Genomic DNA, 19,344 nt, shown 5'->3' on the forward strand with positions numbered 1-19,344 from the left:
ATGAACAAATGGATCCGTTTGGGTGCGCTTTTACTGGTGGCGGCCTGCGATGTACCGCAGGCGCCGGTTGTGACCGGACCGGACGGGCAGACATTTATCCAGATCAACACTTCCGGGCTGACCTGCTATAACACCAAATGTCTGGATATTAATCCGGCAGCCCGCAGTGTGCGCCAAATCGGCAATCGGACGACGCAAATTCCTGGCAATATCAACGTCAGCGACGGAACCGTGACACCTGATGAGTTCCGGCAATTGGGTATTGCTGCATCCCTGGCCGGCGGAGAAGGCTCGCGGAGCGACAGAGGCTAAACCAGGCTGTCCATCTTGCGCGCCAGCTTTGCATCCAGCGCCGAAATGCCACCGACATCATGGGTGGCCAGCGTCACCTCGACTGTGCGGTAGACGTTGGACCATTCGGGGTGGTGATTCCACTTTTCGGCAAAAATCGCCACCTGCGTCATCCAGCCAAAGGCATGCACGAAATCTTCGAAGATAAAGGTCTTGGTGATCGCATCCCGGTCTTCGACCATGGTCCAGCCGTTGTTGAACAGCGGGTCCAGAAGCGGTCCGCGGGTCTCGGGCGACAATAGTTCGGTCATTGCTGTTCCTCCGGGTTCGATTTCCTGAACGGGCCGTATTCCGTCAGAATCTCAATCTCTTGTCCCACTGCGTGGGCCTCGGCGTCCAGATATTTCTTGATCGCATCGGCAAAGCCGGGGTCGGCGACCCAATGCAAGCTATACGTGCGCATGGGAAGATAGCCCCGCGCCAGCTTGTGTTCGCCCTGCGCACCGGCCTCAACACGGGCCAATCCTTCTGCAATGGCAAAGTCGATCGCCCTATAGTAGCACAATTCAAAATGCAGACAGGGGTGATGTTCGACGCAGCCCCAATAGCGGCCATAAAGCGTTTCGCGCCCAATAAAATTCAGTGCCCCGGCAATCGGATAGCCATCCCTCTCTGCCAGAACCAATGCCATATCGTCAGTCATGGTTTCCTGAGCGATATCAAAGAATTGTCGCGTCAGGTAAGGCGATCCCCACTTCCGCGCGCCGGTATCCTGATAGAACCGCCAGAACGCATCCCAATGTTCAAGGCGCAGATCATCACCGGAATAGGTGTGAATTTCTCCGCCAAATTCGCAGGCCTGCGCGCGTTCCTTACGGATATTCTTGCGCTTGCGCGAGGACAGCGCGGCCAGAAACCCATCAAAATCCGCATATTGGCCGTTAAGCCAGTGAAACTGCTGTGATTGACGCAGCAACAGACCCATCTGTTCGCCCGCCAGCGCTTCGTCCTCGGTGCAGAACGTGGCATGAACCGAAGACACCCGGTTATCGGCTGCAATCTGCACGGCCCCTTGCACCAGGGCCGACATGCCCGGCACCTCGTAGCCCGGTCGCACCAGAAACCGCCGCCCGGTGGCCGGAGTGAACGGTACCGCGATCTGCAGTTTGGGGTAATACCGCCCGCCTGCGTTTTCATAAGCATGGGCCCAGCTGTGGTCGAAGATGTATTCGCCTTGACTGTGCGATTTGGCATACATCGGCGCGGCCGCGATCAGCATCCCATCCAGATATGCGGTCAGGTATTGAGGCTGCCAGCCAGTGCCCGGCCCAACCGAACCGCTGTTTTCCAGCGCCAGCAGGAATCGATGCGTGGTAAAGGGATCAAGCGGCCGACCACCGTCGGCGGCCTCGGGGCAGGCGCAGGCATCCCATTCGGTCGCAGAAATCTGCGAAAGCGATCTCAGAACCTGAACTTCGATTTGCGCCTGATCCATGTGCCCTCCGCGTCTGATCTTTATCTGTGACACCGAGGGGCAGGTTCAACCCGGATGTGGGGCCAAATACCCTTCGAAGGTCACGTTATCGGCAACCCTTCGGGCCTGAGCCTCTTGCTCGGCCGAGCGTACGGTCCAACACAGAACCGGCACGCCGCGCGCTTTCAATTCGGCCACGCGGGGGCGGGACAGATCGGCGACCTCATGGCTGATAAAGCTGGCACCGACCCTGTCAAAATCGGGTATGTCGCGCAGGTGATCGCAGACCTTCTGCGGCAGCAGCTCGACCTTGGGCTGGTAAGAACAAGTCACCAACCCGCGCGGCAGATGGGGGGCAAGACGCGCCAGTTCGGCCACGCTGTTGGGATTGAAAGACATCAAGGCCACCGGTCCGTCATACCCTTGCAAGGCCCGCACTGCGTCAGCCTCAAGTGATCCGACATTGGGACCCATCGCGCCGTCCTGATCCTTGAACTCGATCAGCAGGGGAACCTTGCCGTCCACCAGTGCAAGCACGTCGTCCAGCGTCGGAATACCATCATCAGCATGTAGTAGCTGCGTCGCCTGCGCCTGTGTCGCCGTCACCCGCTGAATAGGGCCGGGCTGCCCGGTCAGGCGTGTCATGTCGTAATCATGAAACACCATTGCCCGGCTGTCCGAGGTTCGCTGCAAATCCATCTCGATCCCGTACCCGGCCTCGACAGCCGCACGGATGGCCGCCCGGCTGTTTTCCGGGCGGTTATCCGAAAGGTCATGCAGCGCCCGATGCGCAATCGGGGCCTGCAGGAAAACTGACGGCAAGGTCGGTGTCATTGAACCTCGAAAATACCTTCGATTTCGACGGCCACGCCCAGCGGCAGTGCCGCGGCGCTGACGGCCGAGCGGGAATGACGGCCAGCCTCGCCCAGCGCCTCGACCAGGAAATCCGACGCCCCGTTGATCACCTGGGGCTGTGCTGTGAAATCGGCGGTCGAGTTCACGAAACCGGTCAGCTTGATCACTTTCACCAGCTTATCGATGTCACCGCCACAGGCTGCCTTGACCTGCGCCAGCAGATTGATGGCGCAAACCTTCGCGGCAGCGGCACCGGCTTCGATTTCCATGTCATCGCCCAGCTTGCCGGTGATCAGATCGTCATCCTTGGAAATCTGGCCCGAGACATAGACGATGTTGCCCACCCGAACGAAGGGTACATAGTTCGCCGCCGGCGCAGGCGCGTCCGGTAGGTTGACGCCCAGGCTTTCCAGTTTTGCTGCGATGCTCATGAAGCTTCCTCCCAATCTTTGAGTCGGGGCGAAGCTAACCGGGAAGACCGGGATCGGAAAGTACGAAAACGGGGATAGACGACCCAGAGCGGTCAGCGTAACTCTTCCTATGCCGAACAGTTGAACCTGTACCACTTTACGTAAGTACGTCGCACAGGTTAAACGCTTTTTGTTTCATACTGGTTGCGAAACGTATATGTGACATCGGATTGGGCCATGCTATGTGGCCACGGGCAGTATTGATTGACAGTTCGGGCGTGTGGAACCCGAACGTTTAGGAGTGGCAAAGACCGTGTTGAGCAGACCCCGCCTGAAGCACCTTATCGTCATGTCCGTGATGGCATTCCTTAGCGCCTGCGCCACGCGACCGCCGGAGGGGACCCCGTCGAATGAGGTGTTCGATCCCTATGAGAACACCAACCGGGGCATTCACAAATTCAACTTGGGCGTTGACCGGTTTCTGTTCCGCCCGGCCTCGAAAGGCTATGTCAAGATCGTACCCGATCCGATGGTGACAAGCTTTAACCATTTCGCTGAAAACCTGACGATGCCCGGGCAGGCGCTGGACTACCTGTTGCAAGGCAATGTCAAACAATCCGGCAACGCTTTGCTGCGCTTTGTGGTCAATACCACTGTGGGCGGCTTGGGCCTGTCTGACCCTGCTGCCGAGTTGAACCTGCCGCCGGTGGATACCGATTTCGGCGAGACCCTGCATGTTTGGGGCGTTGGCGAGGGCGCTTATGTCGAGCTGCCTTTCTATGGCCCGTCAACCCAACGGGATGCGATTGGTGTTGTGGTCAATCTATTCTCGAATCCGATCAATTTCACACCGGTCCGTCCGGTGGACAATATCGGCGTATATGCAGAGGTCGTCCGCCGCATGGGTGATCGGGGCCGGTTCTCGGATACGGTGGATTCAATCCTGTATGAAAGCGCCGACAGCTATGCGCAGGCACAGACAATTTACATCCAAAACCGCCGCTTTGAACTGGCACGCGACGATGAGGACGCCTATCTGGGTCTGTACGATGACCCTTATGCAGATATCGGGACTGACCCAGTCAGGGACCCCTACTTAGACCCCTACGAGGACCCCTATGCCGAATAACCATCTGAACCGACGCGGCTTTATCGCCACTGGCCTGGCCAGTGCGATGCTGACCGCCCTGCCCGCCTTTGCACAGACCGAAGCCAGCGCTAAGGCACTGGTTGTCAGTGTCGTGGACGATATCAACCGCGTGATCGCCTCGGGCAAATCCGAAAAGGCGATGATCCGCGATTTTGAAAAGATCTTCGTGCAATATGCCGATGTGCCGATCATGGCGCGCTATGTGCTGGGGGCCGATGGCCGCTCAGCCAGCCCCTCGCAGATCAAGCAATTCACCAAAGCGTTTCAAGGCTATATTTCCAACAAATATGGCCGCCGCTTCCGCGAGTTCATTGGTGGCCAAGTCACTGTTCGCAATGCCCGCAAAATCAAGGCGGGCTACGAGGTGCGCACCTCGGTCAAGTTGCAGGGGTCTTCCCCGTTTGAGGTGACATTCCTGGTGTCGGACAAATCGGGCCGCGACAAGTTCTTTAACATGTTCATCGAAGGGGTGAACATGCTGCTGACCGAACGGACAGAGGTCGGCGCCATGCTGGATGCGCGTGGGGGCGATCTGAACCGTCTGATCAAGGATATGAGCCGAAACAAGCTAAGCTGATCCGGTTCACAAATGAAAAAGCGCCGCGCGATTGGGTTCGCGCGGCTCTTTTTTGGTTTTAGTTCAGGCGTTCGCCAGTTTCCTTGGCGAAATAGGACACCTTGCTCATGTCAAAGGCCAGGTTCAACATCTTGCCCGCCTGCGCACTGGTTTCCGCGTGCAGCCGCGCAGTGACCTGTTTGCCGCCCAGTTCCGAGACCACATAAGTATCAGCCCCCGCCGGTTCGACCATGTCGACCATACAGGAGGCCTCTTGCACACCATCACCGGCACGGAACCCGGCCTCGGCAATGTCTTCGGGGCGCAGGCCCAGAATCACATCCTCGGGCAGTGACAGATCGCGGGCATCGTTCAGAACCAGTGTCTCGCCCGTTTCACGTGCAATGGCGATCTGCGTGCCCGGGCCGGTCTTGGACGCTTGCGCCGGGATCAGGTTCATCGCCGGTGAGCCCATAAAATCAGCCACAAACAGGTTGGCCGGGTTGTTGTAGATTTCAGCCGGGCTGCCGATCTGCTGCACGATTCCACCTTTGAGAACCACGATCTTGGTCGCCAGCGTCATCGCCTCGATCTGGTCATGGGTCACGTAGACGATCGAGGCATCCAGCGTCTGATGCAGTTTCTTGATCTCGGTTCGCATCTCGACCCGCAGCTTGGCGTCAAGGTTCGATAACGGCTCGTCAAACAGAAACAGTTTGGGATCGCGCACCAGCGCCCGACCCATCGCCACTCGCTGACGCTGACCGCCTGACAATTGGCTGGGGCGGCGGTTCAGCAGCGGCTCGATCTGCAGCAACGAGGCAACCTCGTTCAGCTTGGCCTCCTGCGTCGCCTGATCGACCCCGCGTACCTTCATGCCAAAGGTGATGTTCTTGGCCACGGACATTGTCGGGTACAGGGCATAAGACTGGAACACCATCGCGATGTCGCGATCCTTGGGGCTGACATGGGTCATGTCCTTGCCCCCGATGGACAGCGTGCCGCCGGTAATTTCCTCCAGCCCCGCAATACAGTTCAGCAGGGTGGACTTGCCGCAACCAGAGGGGCCGACCAGCACCAGGAAATCACCCGGTTCGATCGAAATGTTGATGTCCTTCAGAACCTCAGTTGCGCCGTAATTCTTGTACAGATTGTTGATATCGAGGATGGGAGCCATGGGTTATCCCTTCACTGAGCCAGCGGTCAGACCGCGGATGAAATACTTACCGGCGACGACATAAACGAGCAGCGTCGGCAACCCCGCGATGATCGCGGCGGCCATGTCGACGTTGTACTCTTTGACGCCGGTGGTGGAGTTTACGATGTTGTTGAGCGCCACGGTCACGGGCTGCGTCCCCGCCTGGCTGAACGACACGCCGAACAGGAAGTCGTTCCAGATCTGCGTGAACTGCCAGATCACGGTCACCACGATGATGGGCAGCGACAGCGGCAGGAAGATCGACCAGAATATCCGCAGGAATCCGGCCCCATCGACCCGGGCCGCCTTGGTCAGCTCGGCCGGAATGGTGACATAGTAATTGCGGAAAAACAGTGTAGTGAAACCGAGGCCATAGATCACGTGGACGAAGATCAGACCCGGAATGGTCCCGGCGATCCCCATCATGCCCAGCAGACGCGCCATCGGCAGCAGCACAACCTGAAACGGGATGAAGCAACCAAACAGCATCAGCGAGAAGATGATATTAGCGCCTTTGAACCGCCATTGCGCCACGACATAGCCATTCAGCGCGCCCAGTAGGGTCGAAAGGGCCACCGCAGGCACCGCGATCAGGACCGAGTTCCAGAAGTACGGCCGCAGCCCTTCACACTGGATACCGGTGCAAGCCCCGGACCACGCCGTTTTCCAGGCGTCAAAGCTGACCTCACGCGGCAGCGAGATCAGGCTGCCTGTGCGAATTTCCTCAAGGCTTTTAAGCGACGTGGTCAACATCACGAAAAGCGGCATCAGGTAATACAGCGCGAACAGGCCCAGCAGGACATACAGCAACCAGCGCAAGGCGATCTTGCCCGTGGCGCTTTGGGTGCGGGTTTGGGTTTGGGGCATCGACAGATCAGTCATTTTTCGCCCTCAGCTCTGAGTAAAGATAGGGAACCACGATGGCAAAGACGACAAGCATCATGATCATCGCGGAGGATGCCGCCTGACCGATATCGCCGCGCGAAAACGCCATGGCATACATGTAAGTGGCAGGCAGATCGGTCGCGTAGCCCGGACCGCCGCCTGTCAGGGCGATGACCAGGTCAAAGCTCTTGATCGCAAGGTGCGCCAGCACGATGAACGCCGACAGGAAGATCGGAGCCATCGACGGGATGATGATCGCCGTATAGATGCGCCAAGTGGGAATACCATCGACCTGCGCGGCCTTGATGATTTCGCCATCCACAGACCGCAGACCTGCCAGAAACAACGCCATAACAAAGCCCGAGCTCTGCCAGATAGCAGCGATTACGATCGTATAGATCGCGTAGTCAGGGTGCACCAGCCAGTCGAACTCGAAATTCGGAAAGCCCCAACCCTGCACCATGGATTCAATGCCCAATCCGGGGTTCAAAATCCACTTCCAAGCCGTGCCAGTCACGATCATCGACAGCGCCATCGGGTACAGGTAAATCGTCCGGATCGCTCCTTCGACGCGAATCTTCTGATCCAGCAGGATGGCCAGCAGCAGACCCAGGACCATCGCGATCACGATGAACAGCGCGCCGAAGATGTAAAGGTTGTTGATTGCCGTATCCCAGCGGGGTGAATCAAACAGGCGCTCATATTGGATGAACCCGTTGATCTCATATTTCGGCAGTAGTTTAGATCGTGTCAGCGACACCCATGCGGTCCATCCGATAAATCCGTAAACAAAGATCAATACGGCGATGAACGACGGTGCCAGCACCACCTTGGGCAGGTGGTTTTCCAGCCATTCGGACATTTTTTCCTCCGGGGAAAGATGCTCTGCCCCACATTATAGGGGGCAGAGCGTATTGGATCAGTAGCTGTTTGCCACCGCGTCCGCCAGTTGCTGAACCGCGTCAGCCGAGGACATATCCGAGTTAAAATGCGCGGTCACAACGTCGGTGATCGCACCGGACTGCGACCCGCGCAGCGCCATGCCATGGGCATAGGACGGCAACAGCGACCCAGCGTCCGAGGTCGAGCCCATGTCTTCAGCCGACAGGTTGGCGCAGATGTCAAAATCATCCAGCGCGACGTCGGTGCGGGCAGGGATCGAGCCTTTGTTCAGATTGAACACCTTCTGGAAGTTCGGCGCCACGATCAGCTTGGCCAACAGGTCTTGACCGGCTTTCTTGTCATCTCCGTCCACGTCGAACATGGCAAAGCTGTCAACGTTGTAAAGATAGCCGTCGCCGGGGGTCGAGGCGCACAGGAAATCTTCACCGGGCTTCTTGCCGGCCGCCAGGAACTCACCCTTGGCCCAGTCACCCATGATCTGGAAGGCTGCTTCGCCGTTCATGACCATCGCTGTTGCAAGGTTCCAGTCGCGGCCCGAGAAGTTCTCGTCGACATAGCCGCGCAGAGTACGCATCTGATCAAAGACCTGTACCATCGTGTCCGAGGTCAGCGCCTCGGGGTCCAGATCGACCAGCGCTTTCTGGAAGAACTCGGGCCCGCCGATACCCAGAACCACAGTTTCAAAGACGGTCGCGTCCTGCCATGACTGACCACCATGGGCCAGCGGGATCACACCGGCAGCCTGCAGCTTATCAGCAGCAGCGTTGAACTCGTCCCAGGTGGTCGGCATTTCGATGCCATTTGCGGCCAGAACATCAGCATTGGCCCAGATCCAGTCTACGCGATGTACGTTCACTGGTGCGGCGCACCATGTGCCCTCGCACTTCATGTGACCTGCGATGGATGCGGGCAGCACATCCGCCCAGCCTTCGGCGTCGGCCACGGATGAGATATCGGCCAGAACGCCCTCTTCGTACCATTCCTGAATTGCGGGGCCTTTCAGCTGAACTGCGGTCGGCGCGTTTCCGGCCAGCACCCGGGCACGCAACGCGGTCATGGCCGCGTCACCGCCACCACCTGCAACCGGCATATCGGTCCAGGTTCCGCCATTCGACGCGAACTCTTCCTGCAGTACGGCGACCGATTTGGCCTCACCACCCGACGTCCACCAATGCAGAACCTCGGCCTGCGGCTCGGCCAGAACCGACGACCCGGCCACAACGGCCAATGTCGAAACGGTGGCGAATGCAAAATGCTTCATTGTCTGTCTCCTCCCTAGAGAACTTAGTGACTGCTGATGCAGCGATGCCCGTTATTCTGAGACCAGTTCGTCATCTGGCAACGCTGAATCCGCGCCAAAGCCCGGCAACCACCCAAAAATTCACTGCTTTTGTTACAGCGTGTTACGTTGACATTGAATCTGTTTCCGTTCGTTACAATGGATGATGTCGGAGCAGCAGAAACTGGGAGGACAAACCGCGTGAGCATTCCGCGACTTTTGGTGGTGGATGACGACCCTGAAATGCGGTCGATGATGACCCAATTCCTGCATCAGAACGGGTTCGTCGCCCTGCCCGCCAGTTCCGAGGCTGAAATCCGCAACCATCTGAAAGCGGGACGGATCGACCTGATCCTGCTGGATGTGATGCTTGGGGATGAGAACGGAGTCGAGATCTGCGCCCGCCTGCGGGCTGAACAGGACGTGCCGATCATTCTGGTTTCGGCCCTGTCAGCCGACCATCAGCGCATGGCGGGGTACGAGGTCGGGGCCGACGACTATATCGCCAAGCCTTTCAACCCGCAGCTGATGCTGGCGCGGGTTCGTGCGGTGATGCAACGCGCCCGGCGTACGCCGTCGCTGGCCTATCGCCGCCGCACACACCGCTTTCGGTTCAACGACTGGGCCTATGACGGCAAACGGGATGAGGTGCATTCACCCGAAGGCTACCTGGTTCCTCTGTCGCAACGGGAAACTGCGCTGCTCAAGGTTTTGCTGGCCAACCCGCATATCCCCCTAACTCGGGATGAAATCGCCGCTGCGCTGGACGTCACCGGCAGCGCCGACAAACCCGAGGCGCAGGGTCGCGCCATCGACATGCTGGTTGGTCGGTTGCGTTCGAAAATCGAGGTCAACCCGAAAGACCCGCAGATGCTGCGTACCGAACGCGGGGTCGGCTATGTCTTTGCGGCCGAAGTGTCGGTGGAAGAGGACGCATGACCACACACGCCCCGCGCCTGCGCAGCCTGGGCTGGATCTGGACAGGGGCCGCCTTTGCCTCGGGGCTTCTCTCCGCCGGGCTGTGGTTTTCTTCGGCCCGCGCCTGGGACAACTTTCTAACCCGCGCCTATGTCGCAGGGTTTTCCGTCTATGAAGAGCTGCGGGTCAGCAAAATCCCCCCGCCGGGGATCACGATCACCCCCTTGTCCCCCGAAGCTGCGCAGTTGGCCGATGTCGGGCGGTTCGAGCAACTGCCCGGCCTGTCGGATCGCAGCTTTGTCACCAACCTGTCGATCCTGACCGACAACACCGCCCCCCTGGCCGGGCGCGAACTGACGCTGGCGGTGATGTCCGACCGGCTGGTTTACCCAGTGTCTGATCTTCTGTCCCGCGTTGACCAGACCGGGGCCGAGAAGATGGGCAATCTGACCCGCCTTCTTGCCACCTATTGCAGCGAGCCAATCCTGGTCGCCCGGTTCGGACACAGGGGCTGGCAGCAGGTGGACGGCACCGATATCTGGGGTTGCAAGGCCGCCCCTGGCGACCTGCGCCTGCCCGCCATTCTGGCCGCCATCGTGGCTTTGGCGGTCATCCTGACATCGATCGGCAATGTCTCGGACAGTTTCACCCGGTTTTCCAACGCCCTGCGCGGCCGCAAGCGCCGGGGCGGGCCGAGCAGCTATGATGCCGACGGCCCGGCGGAACTGCGCGACATCGTGTCAGCCGTGAACGACCATCTGGATGCCGAGCGCATGCAGCTTGAAAAACGCGCTACCGTTCTGTCCGGTGTCAGTCACGATCTTGGCACCCCTGCCACGCGTGTTCGCCTGCGCGCGGCCCTGATCGCCGATGACGAACTGCGCGAAAAGCTTGAGGCCGATGTGGATCAGATGACGGGCATGATCGAAAGCGTGCTGACTTACACACGCTCGGAACTCAGCGTTGAAGACCCCCGTCAGATTTCCCTGACCGCGCTGGTCGAGTCTGTGGTCGCTGATTATCAGGACATGGACCTGCCGGTGACCCTGAAGAAAATCGCCCCGGTCGCAGTCGAAGGCGCGCAATCGGTCTTCATGTCCCGACGCGGGCATGGATCCTTGCCCGAGACACGGCGGATGCTGGTGATGGGGCGGCCAATCTCTCTGAAACGGGCGTTAACAAATCTGATCGACAACGCCCTGAAATACGGCCGCCATGCCGAGGTGCAGCTGGAAACCGACGCCCGCACCGCGACCATCACGGTCGAGGACAAGGGTGCCGATCTGTCCGTCACTGATATCGAAAACCTGATGGCACCGTTCCGGCGCGGATCGAACATCGGATCCTCAGACGGGTTCGGCCTGGGTCTGACCATCGTGGCCACAATTGCCGAACAGCATGGGGGCTCCCTCAGTTTTGAGGCCGGGGACCAGGGCTTGCGCGCGCGGCTGCAAATCACCCGGCAGTGATACCTCATGTCATATAGCTGCGCACCAACGCCCCGGCGATCAGCGACCAGCCATCCGCAATAACAAAAAACGCCAGCTTGAATGGCAGCGATACCGTCGCAGGCGGCACCATCATCATTCCCATCGACATCAGCACCGCCGCCACAACCAGATCAATGATCAGAAACGGCAGGAAAATCAGAAAACCAATCTGAAAGGCGCGTGCAATCTCGGACAGCATGAAGGACGGCATCAGGATCGACAGCGGCGCCTCGGGCGTCAGGGCGATAGCGTCACCGCCAGGTCGCAAGGCCGCCATCGCGTGAAACGTATCTGGGTCCAGCCGCGCTGCCATAAAGGCTCGGAAGGGCTGAATGGCAATCTGCAACGCGGGTTCGACCGCCATGGTTTCTTCGACCATCGGTCGAATACCGGTGGCCCAGGCCTCGGAAAATACGGGCTCCATGATGAAATAGGTCAGGAACATCGCCAGGCTGACGATCAGCATGTTCGGTGGCGACTGCTGCAATCCGATCCCTTGACGCAGAATGGCCAGAACGGTGATCAGAAACGGAAAACAGGTGACCATGATCGCCAGCCCAGGTGCCAGGCTGAGGATCGTGATCAAAAGGATCAGCTGGATGGTCCGCGCCGAGATCGACCCCCCCTCGCCCAATGACAGCGACAGCTCTTGCGCCACAGCCAGAGACGGGGACAGCGTCGCCAGCGCAACAACCAACCAAAGCAGAAGCCGCATCAACCGATCCCGTTCTGCAAATCAGCAATCTCTGTCAGGCGCACAGCAAGCTGCCCGGCCTGATCGCCCTCCATCTCCTCCAGCAGGCCGCGGGCGACCAGTTGGTCTCCGACATACAGGTCAACCGGGTCCTCGATCCGCTTGTCCAGCGTCAGCACGGCGTTCTCACCCATGTTCAGCAGGTCGCGGATCAGCGGACGCGCACGCCCGACCGAAACCGTAACCTCAATCGGAACCGCCTCGAACGGATTGGCTTTTTCGGGTTTCGGAGTTTGGGGATCATTCATGGTTCACTGCCTCTTTTGCCTCAAATACATAAGCGTCAAATGCCCCCGCGACTGCGGCGAGCAGACCGCTGCAATCCACCTCACGCTGGGTTGTACCGACCTGCAACCGGGCCTGTCCTGGCTCTAACGAGGGGTCTTCGATCACGCGAGTGGGTGAGGACAGTTCCTGCGGTAGCAGGGCCTCTACCCCAGCTGTGCGGCCCTTGGGCACGAAGATTTGCATCGGCTGGCCAATCTGTTCCCGCGCCATTTCGGTCAGCTGTTCGGCCAACCGGACAGGAAAACCGCGATCCAGCGTTTCGGGCAGGACAGTGTCCACCAGGCTCTGGAACATCGGGTCCAGCGACAACGTCATGCGGGTGACAGCCTCATGATAAGTAAAGGACATGTCCTCCAACGATCTGGCCAGCCCGTCTGAGACCTGACCTCGGCTTTGTTCTTGCGCCTGAAGCGCGTCTTCCCAACCGGCGCTATAGCCTTGCTCGAACGCTGCCAGCCGCTGTTCCTCCAGCGCGTCCTCGTCCAGCAGGTGCAGCTTGCCGCCCCCGGCTTGCAGCGTGAAATCCTCAAGAAGATGAGCAATCGACATCAGACGCGCTCCTCACCTTCTTCAAGCCAGCTGCGCAGGATCTCGACGGTCTCTTCCTGTTTATCGCCGATCATAGCCCGCAATCGGTCGACCGGATCAGCGCCCGCCTGCGCGGCCAGCGCCGGGACGTCGCCAGCGGCAGTCTGGCCCGGCAGCGCGCTAAATTGTCCGTTTTCGTCAGTCGCTATCTCGCCGGTCAGAATGGCCTCGGGCTCAGGAGGTGCCCCGGCGGGCAGCAAGGCCGGGGCCATCGCCGGTTTGGTCAGGATCGGACGGATCACGAAGAGCCCAAGCACCAGCGAGACAATCGCCAACACTGCCATCTGGATCAACGACATCGCGTCGAAATGAACCTTTTGCCAGATCGAGGCCGCTGCCAATGTGCCCTGCGGCTCTACCACCGGCAGGTCCAGCGATTTCAGGGTGATGACGTCCCCGCGTTCGGCGTCGAACCCCACGGCCGAGGCCACAAGCTCCTTCAAGGCCTCCATCTCGGTTTCGGGCATCGGCTCAAATGTCTCGACTCCGGTCGCATCCACGGACCGTGTGCCGTTGACCAGAACCGCAACCGTCAGACGCTTGATCGCACCGGGGGCATTGTGGACTTCCAATTCAGTTTCCGAGACCTCGTAATTCACCCGTTCCCGCGTCTGCGTCGCGTTCGAATTCGATTCGTCCCCACCCGCGCCATCGCCATCCGGCAGGTTCGACGCCACGGTGACATCGGCGGATTGATTGCGGGCGCTGTCCGAGCGTTCCTCGACATCAGTGCTGATGGCAACGCGGCCATTGGGGTCAAAACGGCGTTCGCGGATGGATTCGGTCTTGGTCACGGTGTCGACGCTGACCTCAACCACAGCATTGCCCGTGCCGACGCGCGCCTCGACCAATCGCATCACACGCTCGCGCAACTGGCGCGCCTTGTCATCTGCCGTATCCGCAGCGACTGCGGTCTCCTGCGCGCCGATCATCGCCCCGTTCGAATCGACCACGGTGACATTCTCAGGCGCCAGACCACTGACGGCAGACGCCACAAGAAACCGGATCGCCTTGGCCTGATCGGATGTGATATGCGCCCCTGACGGCACCAGATAGACCGAGGCCGTCGGCGCCACGCTGCGCTGAAACGGGTTGTTCGATCCGTTGGCAATATGAACCCGTGCCTGGCTGACATGAGGGCTGCCAACGATGGTTCGGGCCAGCTCACCTTCTTTTGCGCGCCAATAGGCGGCATCGAACATCTGCGAGGTGGTGCCAAACCCGCTAAGTGAATCCAACAGCTCATAGCCTTGATTGCCGTTGGCGGGCATCCCCTCGCTGGCGAGTGTCATGCGCAGCTCATCTCGCTGTGATCCGGGCACGTAGATCGAGCCGCCCCGAATCTCATAAAGCACCCCGCGCTGATCCAGCGAGCGGACGACATCCCCCGCCGCGCCACTTTCCAGCCCGGCATAAAGCAAGGTCATCGACGGCGCCGTGACCATCCGCGACATCGCAAGGACCCCAAGAAAAACCAGCACTACTGCACCGGCGACGATGATTTGTTTACGCCTGTCCAAACTTGCCCAGACAGTTCCGATCTGCTGCACGATCACCTCCGACTCGCCGACATTCTGCCCGGCGCATCCCTTGTTTGAACGATTGCCCTTAACAATCGGTTAGTCCCTGCCGGGTTATGACGATTGCAGAACGGACAAATGAGGACGTCATGACTGACGCGACTGCAGAACAGGCAGAAGTACCAGAAAAATCTGGGAAAAAAGGGATGATCATAGGGGTGATTCTGGCCGTGGCCGGGGCGGCTGGTGGCTATTTCCTGACCACCTCCGGGTTGCTTCCTTTTGGTGGCAAGCCCGCAATGGAAGACGTCAAGGAAACGGATAAGGGCAAGGCTGTAAAGGCCCTGCCGCAAGTGGGATTCATCGATCTGCCGCCGGTGATCGTGTCGGTGAATGCAGGCGATTCGCGGCATCTGAAATTTCACGCTCAGCTTGAGGTGAACAGCGAATACGCCGCCGATGTCGAAAAGATGAAACCCCGAATCATGGACATCCTGAACGGGTATCTACGCGCGGTCGAAGTCTCGGACCTTGAAGATTCTCTGGCCCTGATGCGCATCCGCGGCCATCTGCTGCGCCGCATTGAAATCGTCGTCGGAGAAGGCCGCGTGCGCGACGTTCTCGTGATGGAATTCGTTTTGAACTAGGAGGCGAAATTGGAGCTGATTGCAGATATTTTGCTGGTCGCCGGCGCGCTGGGTGCGGGTCTGTATTGTTTCGTGCTGTCCCGACGGCTGAAACGCTTCACCGATCTGGAAAAAGGCGTGGGCGGCGCGGTTGCTGTTCTATCGACCCAGGCGGATGAGCTTAAGAAATCCCTGGGTGCCGCACAAGCAGCCTCGGACCAGTCCGGTGCGGAATTGAAAGAGCTGACGCAGCGGGCCGAATCGGTGGCGCAACGGTTAGAGCTGATGATGGCTTCGATGCACGACGTCGTTCCATCGCAAGACAAACCCGACCAGTCGACCGACACCGAAGAAGATATCAGCGCCGCACCCGAGGAACAGGCGGAATCCGCCGTGGCTGAGTTAGATGAAGTCGCTGAAACGATCGCAGCGCCCGAGAAGCCAAAAAAGGACGCGACCGCCCCAAAACCGGCCAAGCGGCCGGGCGGCTTGATGTTCTTCCGCCACGATCGCTCTCAGGGTGAGGCCGCATCATGACCCGCCGGAAAGCCGATAGGCGCCCAAAAGGTGGCGTGCTGGCCGTCATCTCTTTGCTGATGATCGGGTCTGCCGCGATTCGTCTTGGGCTGGAAGCAGGACCAGCGTTGGCAAAAACTGCCGAACCTTATGCTCCCAAAGTCAAACACGCACAGGCCGATCTGCCCGGCGCACAGGTCCTGCTGACCGAACTGCTGCGCCGGGAAGAAGCGCTGAAAAAGCGCGAGGCAGCAGCGCTTGACAAGGAAAAGGCATTGGCCATTGCGGATCAGGCGATCGAGACGCGACTGGTTGCCCTGCAAGAGGCCGAAGAGGCCCTGCGCGCGACGCTCGCCATTGCCGAAAAAGCTGCCGAGACCGATCTGACGCGCCTGACGGATGTCTATCAAAGCATGAAACCCAAGGACGCCGCAGCGTTGTTTGAGACGATGGACCCAAGCTTTGCCGCCGGATTCCTGTCTCGCATGCCGCCCGATGCGGCTGCTGGTGTTCTGACCGGCCTGCGCCCCGAAGCCGCCTATACCATCAGCGTCATAATGGCAGGCCGCAACGCCGCCGCCCCACAGGAATAAAACTCTAACCCCGCACAGGATTTTGCTGGAGATCACCCATGATCGGAATAATCGGAATTGTCGTCATTTTCGCCATGGTGTTCGGCGGTTATCTGGCTGCGGGCGGCAAAATGACCATCATTTTGAAATCGCTTCCTTTTGAGATGATGATGATCGGCGGTGCCGCTGTTGGCGCTTTCCTGATCAGCAATGACATGAGCGCCGTCAAACACACCCTCAAAGACATGGGCAAAGTGTTCAAAGGACCAAAATGGAAACCTGAGGACTACCGCGACCTGCTGTGCCTGCTGTTCTCGCTGATCCGTATTGCCAAGGCCAACCCGGTCGAGGTGGAACAACATATCGAAGACCCGGAAAATTCATCTCTGTTCTCGGCTTACCCGAAAATTCAGGCAGATAAAGAGGCCGTTGACCTGATCTGCGATACGATGCGCGCCGCCTCGATGAACTATGATGATCCGCATCAGGTGGAAGAAGTTCTGGAAAAGCGGATGGAGGCGAACTTCCACCATGCCATGCATTCCAGCCACGCCTTGCAGACGGTTGCGGATGGCCTGCCTGCCTTGGGCATCGTTGCGGCGGTTCTTGGCGTGATCAAGACGATGGGTTCGATTGACCAGCCCCCCGAAGTGCTGGGTAAATTGATCGGCGGCGCCCTGGTGGGGACCTTTCTTGGGGTGTTTCTGGCTTATGGCCTGGTCGGGCCTTTCGCGGGCAAACTGAAAGCTGTCGTCGAAGAAGACAACCACTTCTACCAGCTGATCAAAGAAGTGTTGGTCGCCAATCTGCACAACCACAACGCTGCCATGTGCATTGAGGTTGGGCGTCAGAACACCCCAACCCACAACCGCCCTGATTTCACCGAGTTGGAAGAAGCGTTGAAAGAACTCAAACAGGCAGCCGCATGACCCGGTTTGCATTCTTATTCTCGGCGTTCATCGCCGGGGCCAGCGGAGCCGCAGCGCAAGATCTGACGGTGCGCTCGGGTGAGCATGAAGGTTATACCAGATTGGTGGTTCAAGTGCCTCAAGACACCGATTGGGTTCTGAAACAGACAAAAAACGGCGCACGCCTGAACGTCGCGCTGAAGGATGTGACATACCGAACCGGCACCGTCTTCCAACGTCTGACGCAAAACCGACTTGCCGCGATTTCGCAGGCCGAACCAGGCGGTGCACTGGAACTGGAGTTCGGTTGCGATTGTGTCGCTTCGGCCTTTCTTTTCAAAAGTACGATGATTGTGATTGATATCGCACCCGGCACCTTCCTGCCGCCGCTCACCAGTAATATTCAGGCCCCGGTCCTGCCCAAAACCCCAAAAGAAATCAAAACGACAGGCCCGGAGCAGACCATTGATGCACTGGCCCTGCCGCTGTTGAACCTCAACGCGAACGGATTCGAAGACCAGCTTTCGACCCGGCTGCTGCAGGGGGCGGACCGCGGAATCATTGATCTGAACATTGCGCCGGTGGGGCCACGCGCATCCAACGGGAATCAAAGCCTGTTTTTGCCAGCCGATGTTGAATTGAATGTTCAAGTGACTTCGATTTTGGACGGTTTGAACGGGCTTTTGGGTCCGGATGTTCCAAAAGTGGAACGGCGCCCACCCTGCGTATCCAGCGCCGAGCTGGCTTTTGACCGTTGGTCTGACGAGCGTCCGTTTCCAGAACAAGCCGCGCAGCTTCGATCAGAACTGTACCAAGAATTCGATACCATCGACAAAGAGAGCGCGCTGAAACTGGCGAAACTGTACGCGCATTCCGGGTTTGGCGCCGAAGCGATCCGGGCGTTGGACCTGCTGGACGAGCGATCTTTGGAAACCGAACACATCGCGGCCATTGCCCGTGTTCTGGATGATGGGCCGCTGATCGAAGGCAATCCGTTCCAGGGCTTGCAGCGTTGCGAGGGCGATGTGGCTTTGTGGGCGGCGATGAGTGAAGGCAACTTGCAAGGCGACGCCAATCTAACGGCTATCGAACAGTCTTTTGCCCGCTTACCGGACCATCTGCGGCGCCATGTCGGCCCGGCCTTGTCGGACATTCTGGTAGACGGGGACGAGTTAGAAGCCGCCCGGCGGATCTTGCGCTCGGTCGATCGCGTCAAGACGCAAACCAGCGCAAATGTCGCGCAGGCAAAGGCCAAGGTTGCAGCGGCCGAAGGTGACGCCCCCCGGACCGAAGCCTTGCTGACTGAAGCGATCGAAGCGTCAGACGCCACGCTTGAGGCGCCGTTGGCACTGGCCCGACTGGTCGACAAACGTTGGCTGGAACGTGGCGCAATCTCTCCTCAGGAACTGGATCTGGCGGAATCCTACACGGTTGAGTTTCGCCGTTCTGACATCGGCCCCCTGATGAAACAAACCCATATGGTCGCGCTAAGCCTGAGTCAGGAATTCGATGCCTCTCTGGATTTGGTGGCAGAGCTGTCAGAGGATGCGGAATCCGCGGACGCTCTGAACCGTGCGGTGCTTATCCTGACCGAACGCGCTGATGATGCGACCTTTTTGCGCCGCGTCCTGATCTTGTCACATAAGCATTCCCAAAATCTGACAACCGACACAGCCATTGCCGTTGCTGACCGACTGGCAAAGCTTGGGTTTTCACGACATGCATACGCACTAGCAAAGCGTCATCAGGACAGGCTGAGGCGGGGTGAGCGTGCCCGTCTGCGGGCCAAAGCCGCGCTATTGGATCAGCGTCCGCATCAAGCGATGCTGGAACTGGACGATGATCAGACGGACGCAGCGAGTATGCTACGGACTGAAGCCCTGATTGCAGCAGAGGATTTTGCGGCGGCGGGTGATCTGATGCGCAACTCAGGTCGTGAGGATGAAGCAAACCGCTTGTTCTGGCTGGCCGATCTACCAGAGCAAGTGAATTTGGAAAATCACACCAAATTCGATCAGGTCGTCCAGACATCCCAGGGTCTAACAGGTGCACCGGCCCGACTTCCTGAAACGCCCCTGGCCGACGCGGAGAACCTATTGAGGGACAGCGTGGAAACCCGCAACAGGATTGCGGAGTTGTTTGCCATATTGAGTCAGCCGTGAA

22 protein-coding genes are annotated in these 19,344 nt (G+C 59.0%); 10 read left to right on the forward strand and 12 right to left on the reverse strand.

The genetic code is table 11. From position 1 onward, the window contains the following. Entirely contained in the window at positions 1–312 is a 312-nt protein-coding gene (locus GOX21_RS06210) for a hypothetical protein (RefSeq protein WP_170376246.1), read from the forward strand. Here GOX21_RS06210 and GOX21_RS06215 read toward each other — a convergent pair. The 4 genes from GOX21_RS06215 to GOX21_RS06230 are packed head-to-tail and all read right to left on the reverse strand — an operon-like array spanning position 309 to position 3,051. Then, positions 309–602: a 4a-hydroxytetrahydrobiopterin dehydratase gene (locus GOX21_RS06215; RefSeq protein ID WP_170349758.1), complete on the reverse strand. Its 294-nt coding sequence runs from the start codon at positions 600–602 to the stop codon at positions 309–311. The two genes, GOX21_RS06210 and GOX21_RS06215, sit on opposite strands and share 4 nt — an antisense overlap. Beyond that, positions 599–1,786 carry a GNAT family N-acetyltransferase gene (locus GOX21_RS06220; protein WP_170376248.1) on the reverse strand — a complete coding sequence of 396 codons (1,188 nt, stop codon included), beginning with the start codon at positions 1,784–1,786 and terminating at the stop codon, positions 599–601. Before GOX21_RS06220 ends, GOX21_RS06215 begins: the two co-directional genes overlap by 4 nt. Before the next feature lie 45 nt (positions 1,787–1,831). After that, positions 1,832–2,599 (reverse strand): glycerophosphodiester phosphodiesterase family protein, encoded by a 768-nt coding sequence (locus tag GOX21_RS06225; RefSeq protein ID WP_170376250.1) that lies wholly within the window; start codon positions 2,597–2,599, stop codon positions 1,832–1,834. Beyond that, on the reverse strand, positions 2,596–3,051 hold the full coding sequence (locus tag GOX21_RS06230) for a RidA family protein (protein ID WP_058282655.1): 456 nt from the start codon (positions 3,049–3,051) through the stop codon (positions 2,596–2,598). Before GOX21_RS06230 ends, GOX21_RS06225 begins: the two co-directional genes overlap by 4 nt. 328 nt (positions 3,052–3,379) lie before the next feature. Here GOX21_RS06230 and GOX21_RS06235 point away from each other — a divergent pair, with 328 nt between their 5' ends. Next, entirely contained in the window at positions 3,380–4,159 is a 780-nt protein-coding gene (locus GOX21_RS06235) for an MlaA family lipoprotein (RefSeq protein ID WP_170349851.1), read from the forward strand. Further along, on the forward strand, positions 4,149–4,757 hold the full coding sequence (locus GOX21_RS06240; RefSeq protein ID WP_170349755.1) for an MlaC/ttg2D family ABC transporter substrate-binding protein: 609 nt from the start codon (positions 4,149–4,151) through the stop codon (positions 4,755–4,757). The genes GOX21_RS06235 and GOX21_RS06240 overlap by 11 nt, the downstream gene beginning before the upstream one ends. Before the next feature lie 58 nt (positions 4,758–4,815). Here GOX21_RS06240 and GOX21_RS06245 read toward each other — a convergent pair whose 3' ends face one another. Genes GOX21_RS06245 through GOX21_RS06260 form a run of 4 tightly spaced genes read right to left on the reverse strand, consistent with a single transcriptional unit; the run spans position 4,816 to position 8,983 of the window. Continuing rightward, positions 4,816–5,913, reverse strand: coding sequence for an ABC transporter ATP-binding protein (locus GOX21_RS06245; RefSeq protein WP_170349754.1), 1,098 nt, complete (start codon positions 5,911–5,913; stop codon positions 4,816–4,818). Positions 5,914–5,916: 3 nt separating this feature from the next. Then, a complete protein-coding gene (locus GOX21_RS06250; RefSeq protein ID WP_170349753.1) occupies positions 5,917–6,816 on the reverse strand; it encodes a carbohydrate ABC transporter permease in 900 nt (299 codons plus the stop codon). Further along, complete coding sequence (locus GOX21_RS06255; RefSeq protein WP_170376252.1) at positions 6,809–7,681, reverse strand: carbohydrate ABC transporter permease; 873 nt, start codon at positions 7,679–7,681, stop codon at positions 6,809–6,811. The genes GOX21_RS06250 and GOX21_RS06255 overlap by 8 nt, the downstream gene beginning before the upstream one ends. Positions 7,682–7,738: 57 nt before the next feature. After that, complete coding sequence (locus tag GOX21_RS06260; RefSeq protein ID WP_170349751.1) at positions 7,739–8,983, reverse strand: ABC transporter substrate-binding protein; 1,245 nt, start codon at positions 8,981–8,983, stop codon at positions 7,739–7,741. A 219-nt stretch (positions 8,984–9,202) separates the two neighbouring features. Here GOX21_RS06260 and GOX21_RS06265 point away from each other — a divergent pair, with 219 nt between their 5' ends. Further along, on the forward strand, positions 9,203–9,940 hold the full coding sequence (locus tag GOX21_RS06265; protein WP_170376253.1) for a response regulator transcription factor: 738 nt from the start codon (positions 9,203–9,205) through the stop codon (positions 9,938–9,940). Continuing rightward, positions 9,937–11,388, forward strand: coding sequence for a sensor histidine kinase (locus tag GOX21_RS06270; RefSeq protein WP_170376255.1), 1,452 nt, complete (start codon positions 9,937–9,939; stop codon positions 11,386–11,388). Before GOX21_RS06265 ends, GOX21_RS06270 begins: the two co-directional genes overlap by 4 nt. A gap of 4 nt (positions 11,389–11,392) precedes the next feature. On the opposite strand, the gene fliP is transcribed toward GOX21_RS06270, so the two are convergent. From fliP to fliF, 4 genes are read right to left on the reverse strand one after another with little or no spacing between them, the layout of a single operon-like run. Next, a complete protein-coding gene (gene fliP, locus GOX21_RS06275) occupies positions 11,393–12,124 on the reverse strand; it encodes a flagellar type III secretion system pore protein FliP (protein ID WP_170376257.1) in 732 nt (243 codons plus the stop codon). Further along, a complete protein-coding gene (locus GOX21_RS06280; protein WP_170360799.1) occupies positions 12,124–12,411 on the reverse strand; it encodes a FliM/FliN family flagellar motor switch protein in 288 nt (95 codons plus the stop codon). Before GOX21_RS06280 ends, fliP begins: the two co-directional genes overlap by 1 nt. Further along, the gene (locus GOX21_RS06285) at positions 12,404–13,000 is read right to left on the reverse strand and encodes an ABC transporter ATP-binding protein (protein ID WP_170376260.1); all 597 of its coding nucleotides are present in this window, start codon (positions 12,998–13,000) and stop codon (positions 12,404–12,406) included. The genes GOX21_RS06280 and GOX21_RS06285 overlap by 8 nt, the downstream gene beginning before the upstream one ends. Next, entirely contained in the window at positions 13,000–14,589 is a 1,590-nt protein-coding gene (gene fliF / locus GOX21_RS06290) for a flagellar basal-body MS-ring/collar protein FliF (protein WP_170376262.1), read from the reverse strand. The genes GOX21_RS06285 and fliF overlap by 1 nt, the downstream gene beginning before the upstream one ends. A 119-nt stretch (positions 14,590–14,708) precedes the next feature. On the opposite strand from fliF, the gene GOX21_RS06295 reads away from it, so the two are divergent. Genes GOX21_RS06295 through GOX21_RS06315 form a run of 5 tightly spaced genes read left to right on the forward strand, consistent with a single transcriptional unit; the run spans position 14,709 to position 19,343 of the window. Continuing rightward, positions 14,709–15,206 (forward strand): flagellar basal body-associated FliL family protein, encoded by a 498-nt coding sequence (locus tag GOX21_RS06295; protein ID WP_254428478.1) that lies wholly within the window; start codon positions 14,709–14,711, stop codon positions 15,204–15,206. A gap of 9 nt (positions 15,207–15,215) precedes the next feature. Beyond that, on the forward strand, positions 15,216–15,722 hold the full coding sequence (locus GOX21_RS06300; RefSeq protein ID WP_170376266.1) for a hypothetical protein: 507 nt from the start codon (positions 15,216–15,218) through the stop codon (positions 15,720–15,722). Continuing rightward, positions 15,719–16,294 carry a MotE family protein gene (locus tag GOX21_RS06305; RefSeq protein WP_170376268.1) on the forward strand — a complete coding sequence of 192 codons (576 nt, stop codon included), beginning with the start codon at positions 15,719–15,721 and terminating at the stop codon, positions 16,292–16,294. Before GOX21_RS06300 ends, GOX21_RS06305 begins: the two co-directional genes overlap by 4 nt. Positions 16,295–16,332: 38 nt before the next feature. Beyond that, complete coding sequence (gene motA, locus GOX21_RS06310) at positions 16,333–17,202, forward strand: flagellar motor stator protein MotA (RefSeq protein WP_170376270.1); 870 nt, start codon at positions 16,333–16,335, stop codon at positions 17,200–17,202. After that, the gene (locus GOX21_RS06315; RefSeq protein WP_170376272.1) at positions 17,199–19,343 is read left to right on the forward strand and encodes a hypothetical protein; all 2,145 of its coding nucleotides are present in this window, start codon (positions 17,199–17,201) and stop codon (positions 19,341–19,343) included. Before motA ends, GOX21_RS06315 begins: the two co-directional genes overlap by 4 nt. Position 19,344: the final 1 nt, after the last annotated feature.

Source organism: Ruegeria atlantica (genome assembly GCF_013032005.1).
GTDB classification, from domain to species: Bacteria; Pseudomonadota; Alphaproteobacteria; order Rhodobacterales; family Rhodobacteraceae; genus Ruegeria; species Ruegeria atlantica_A.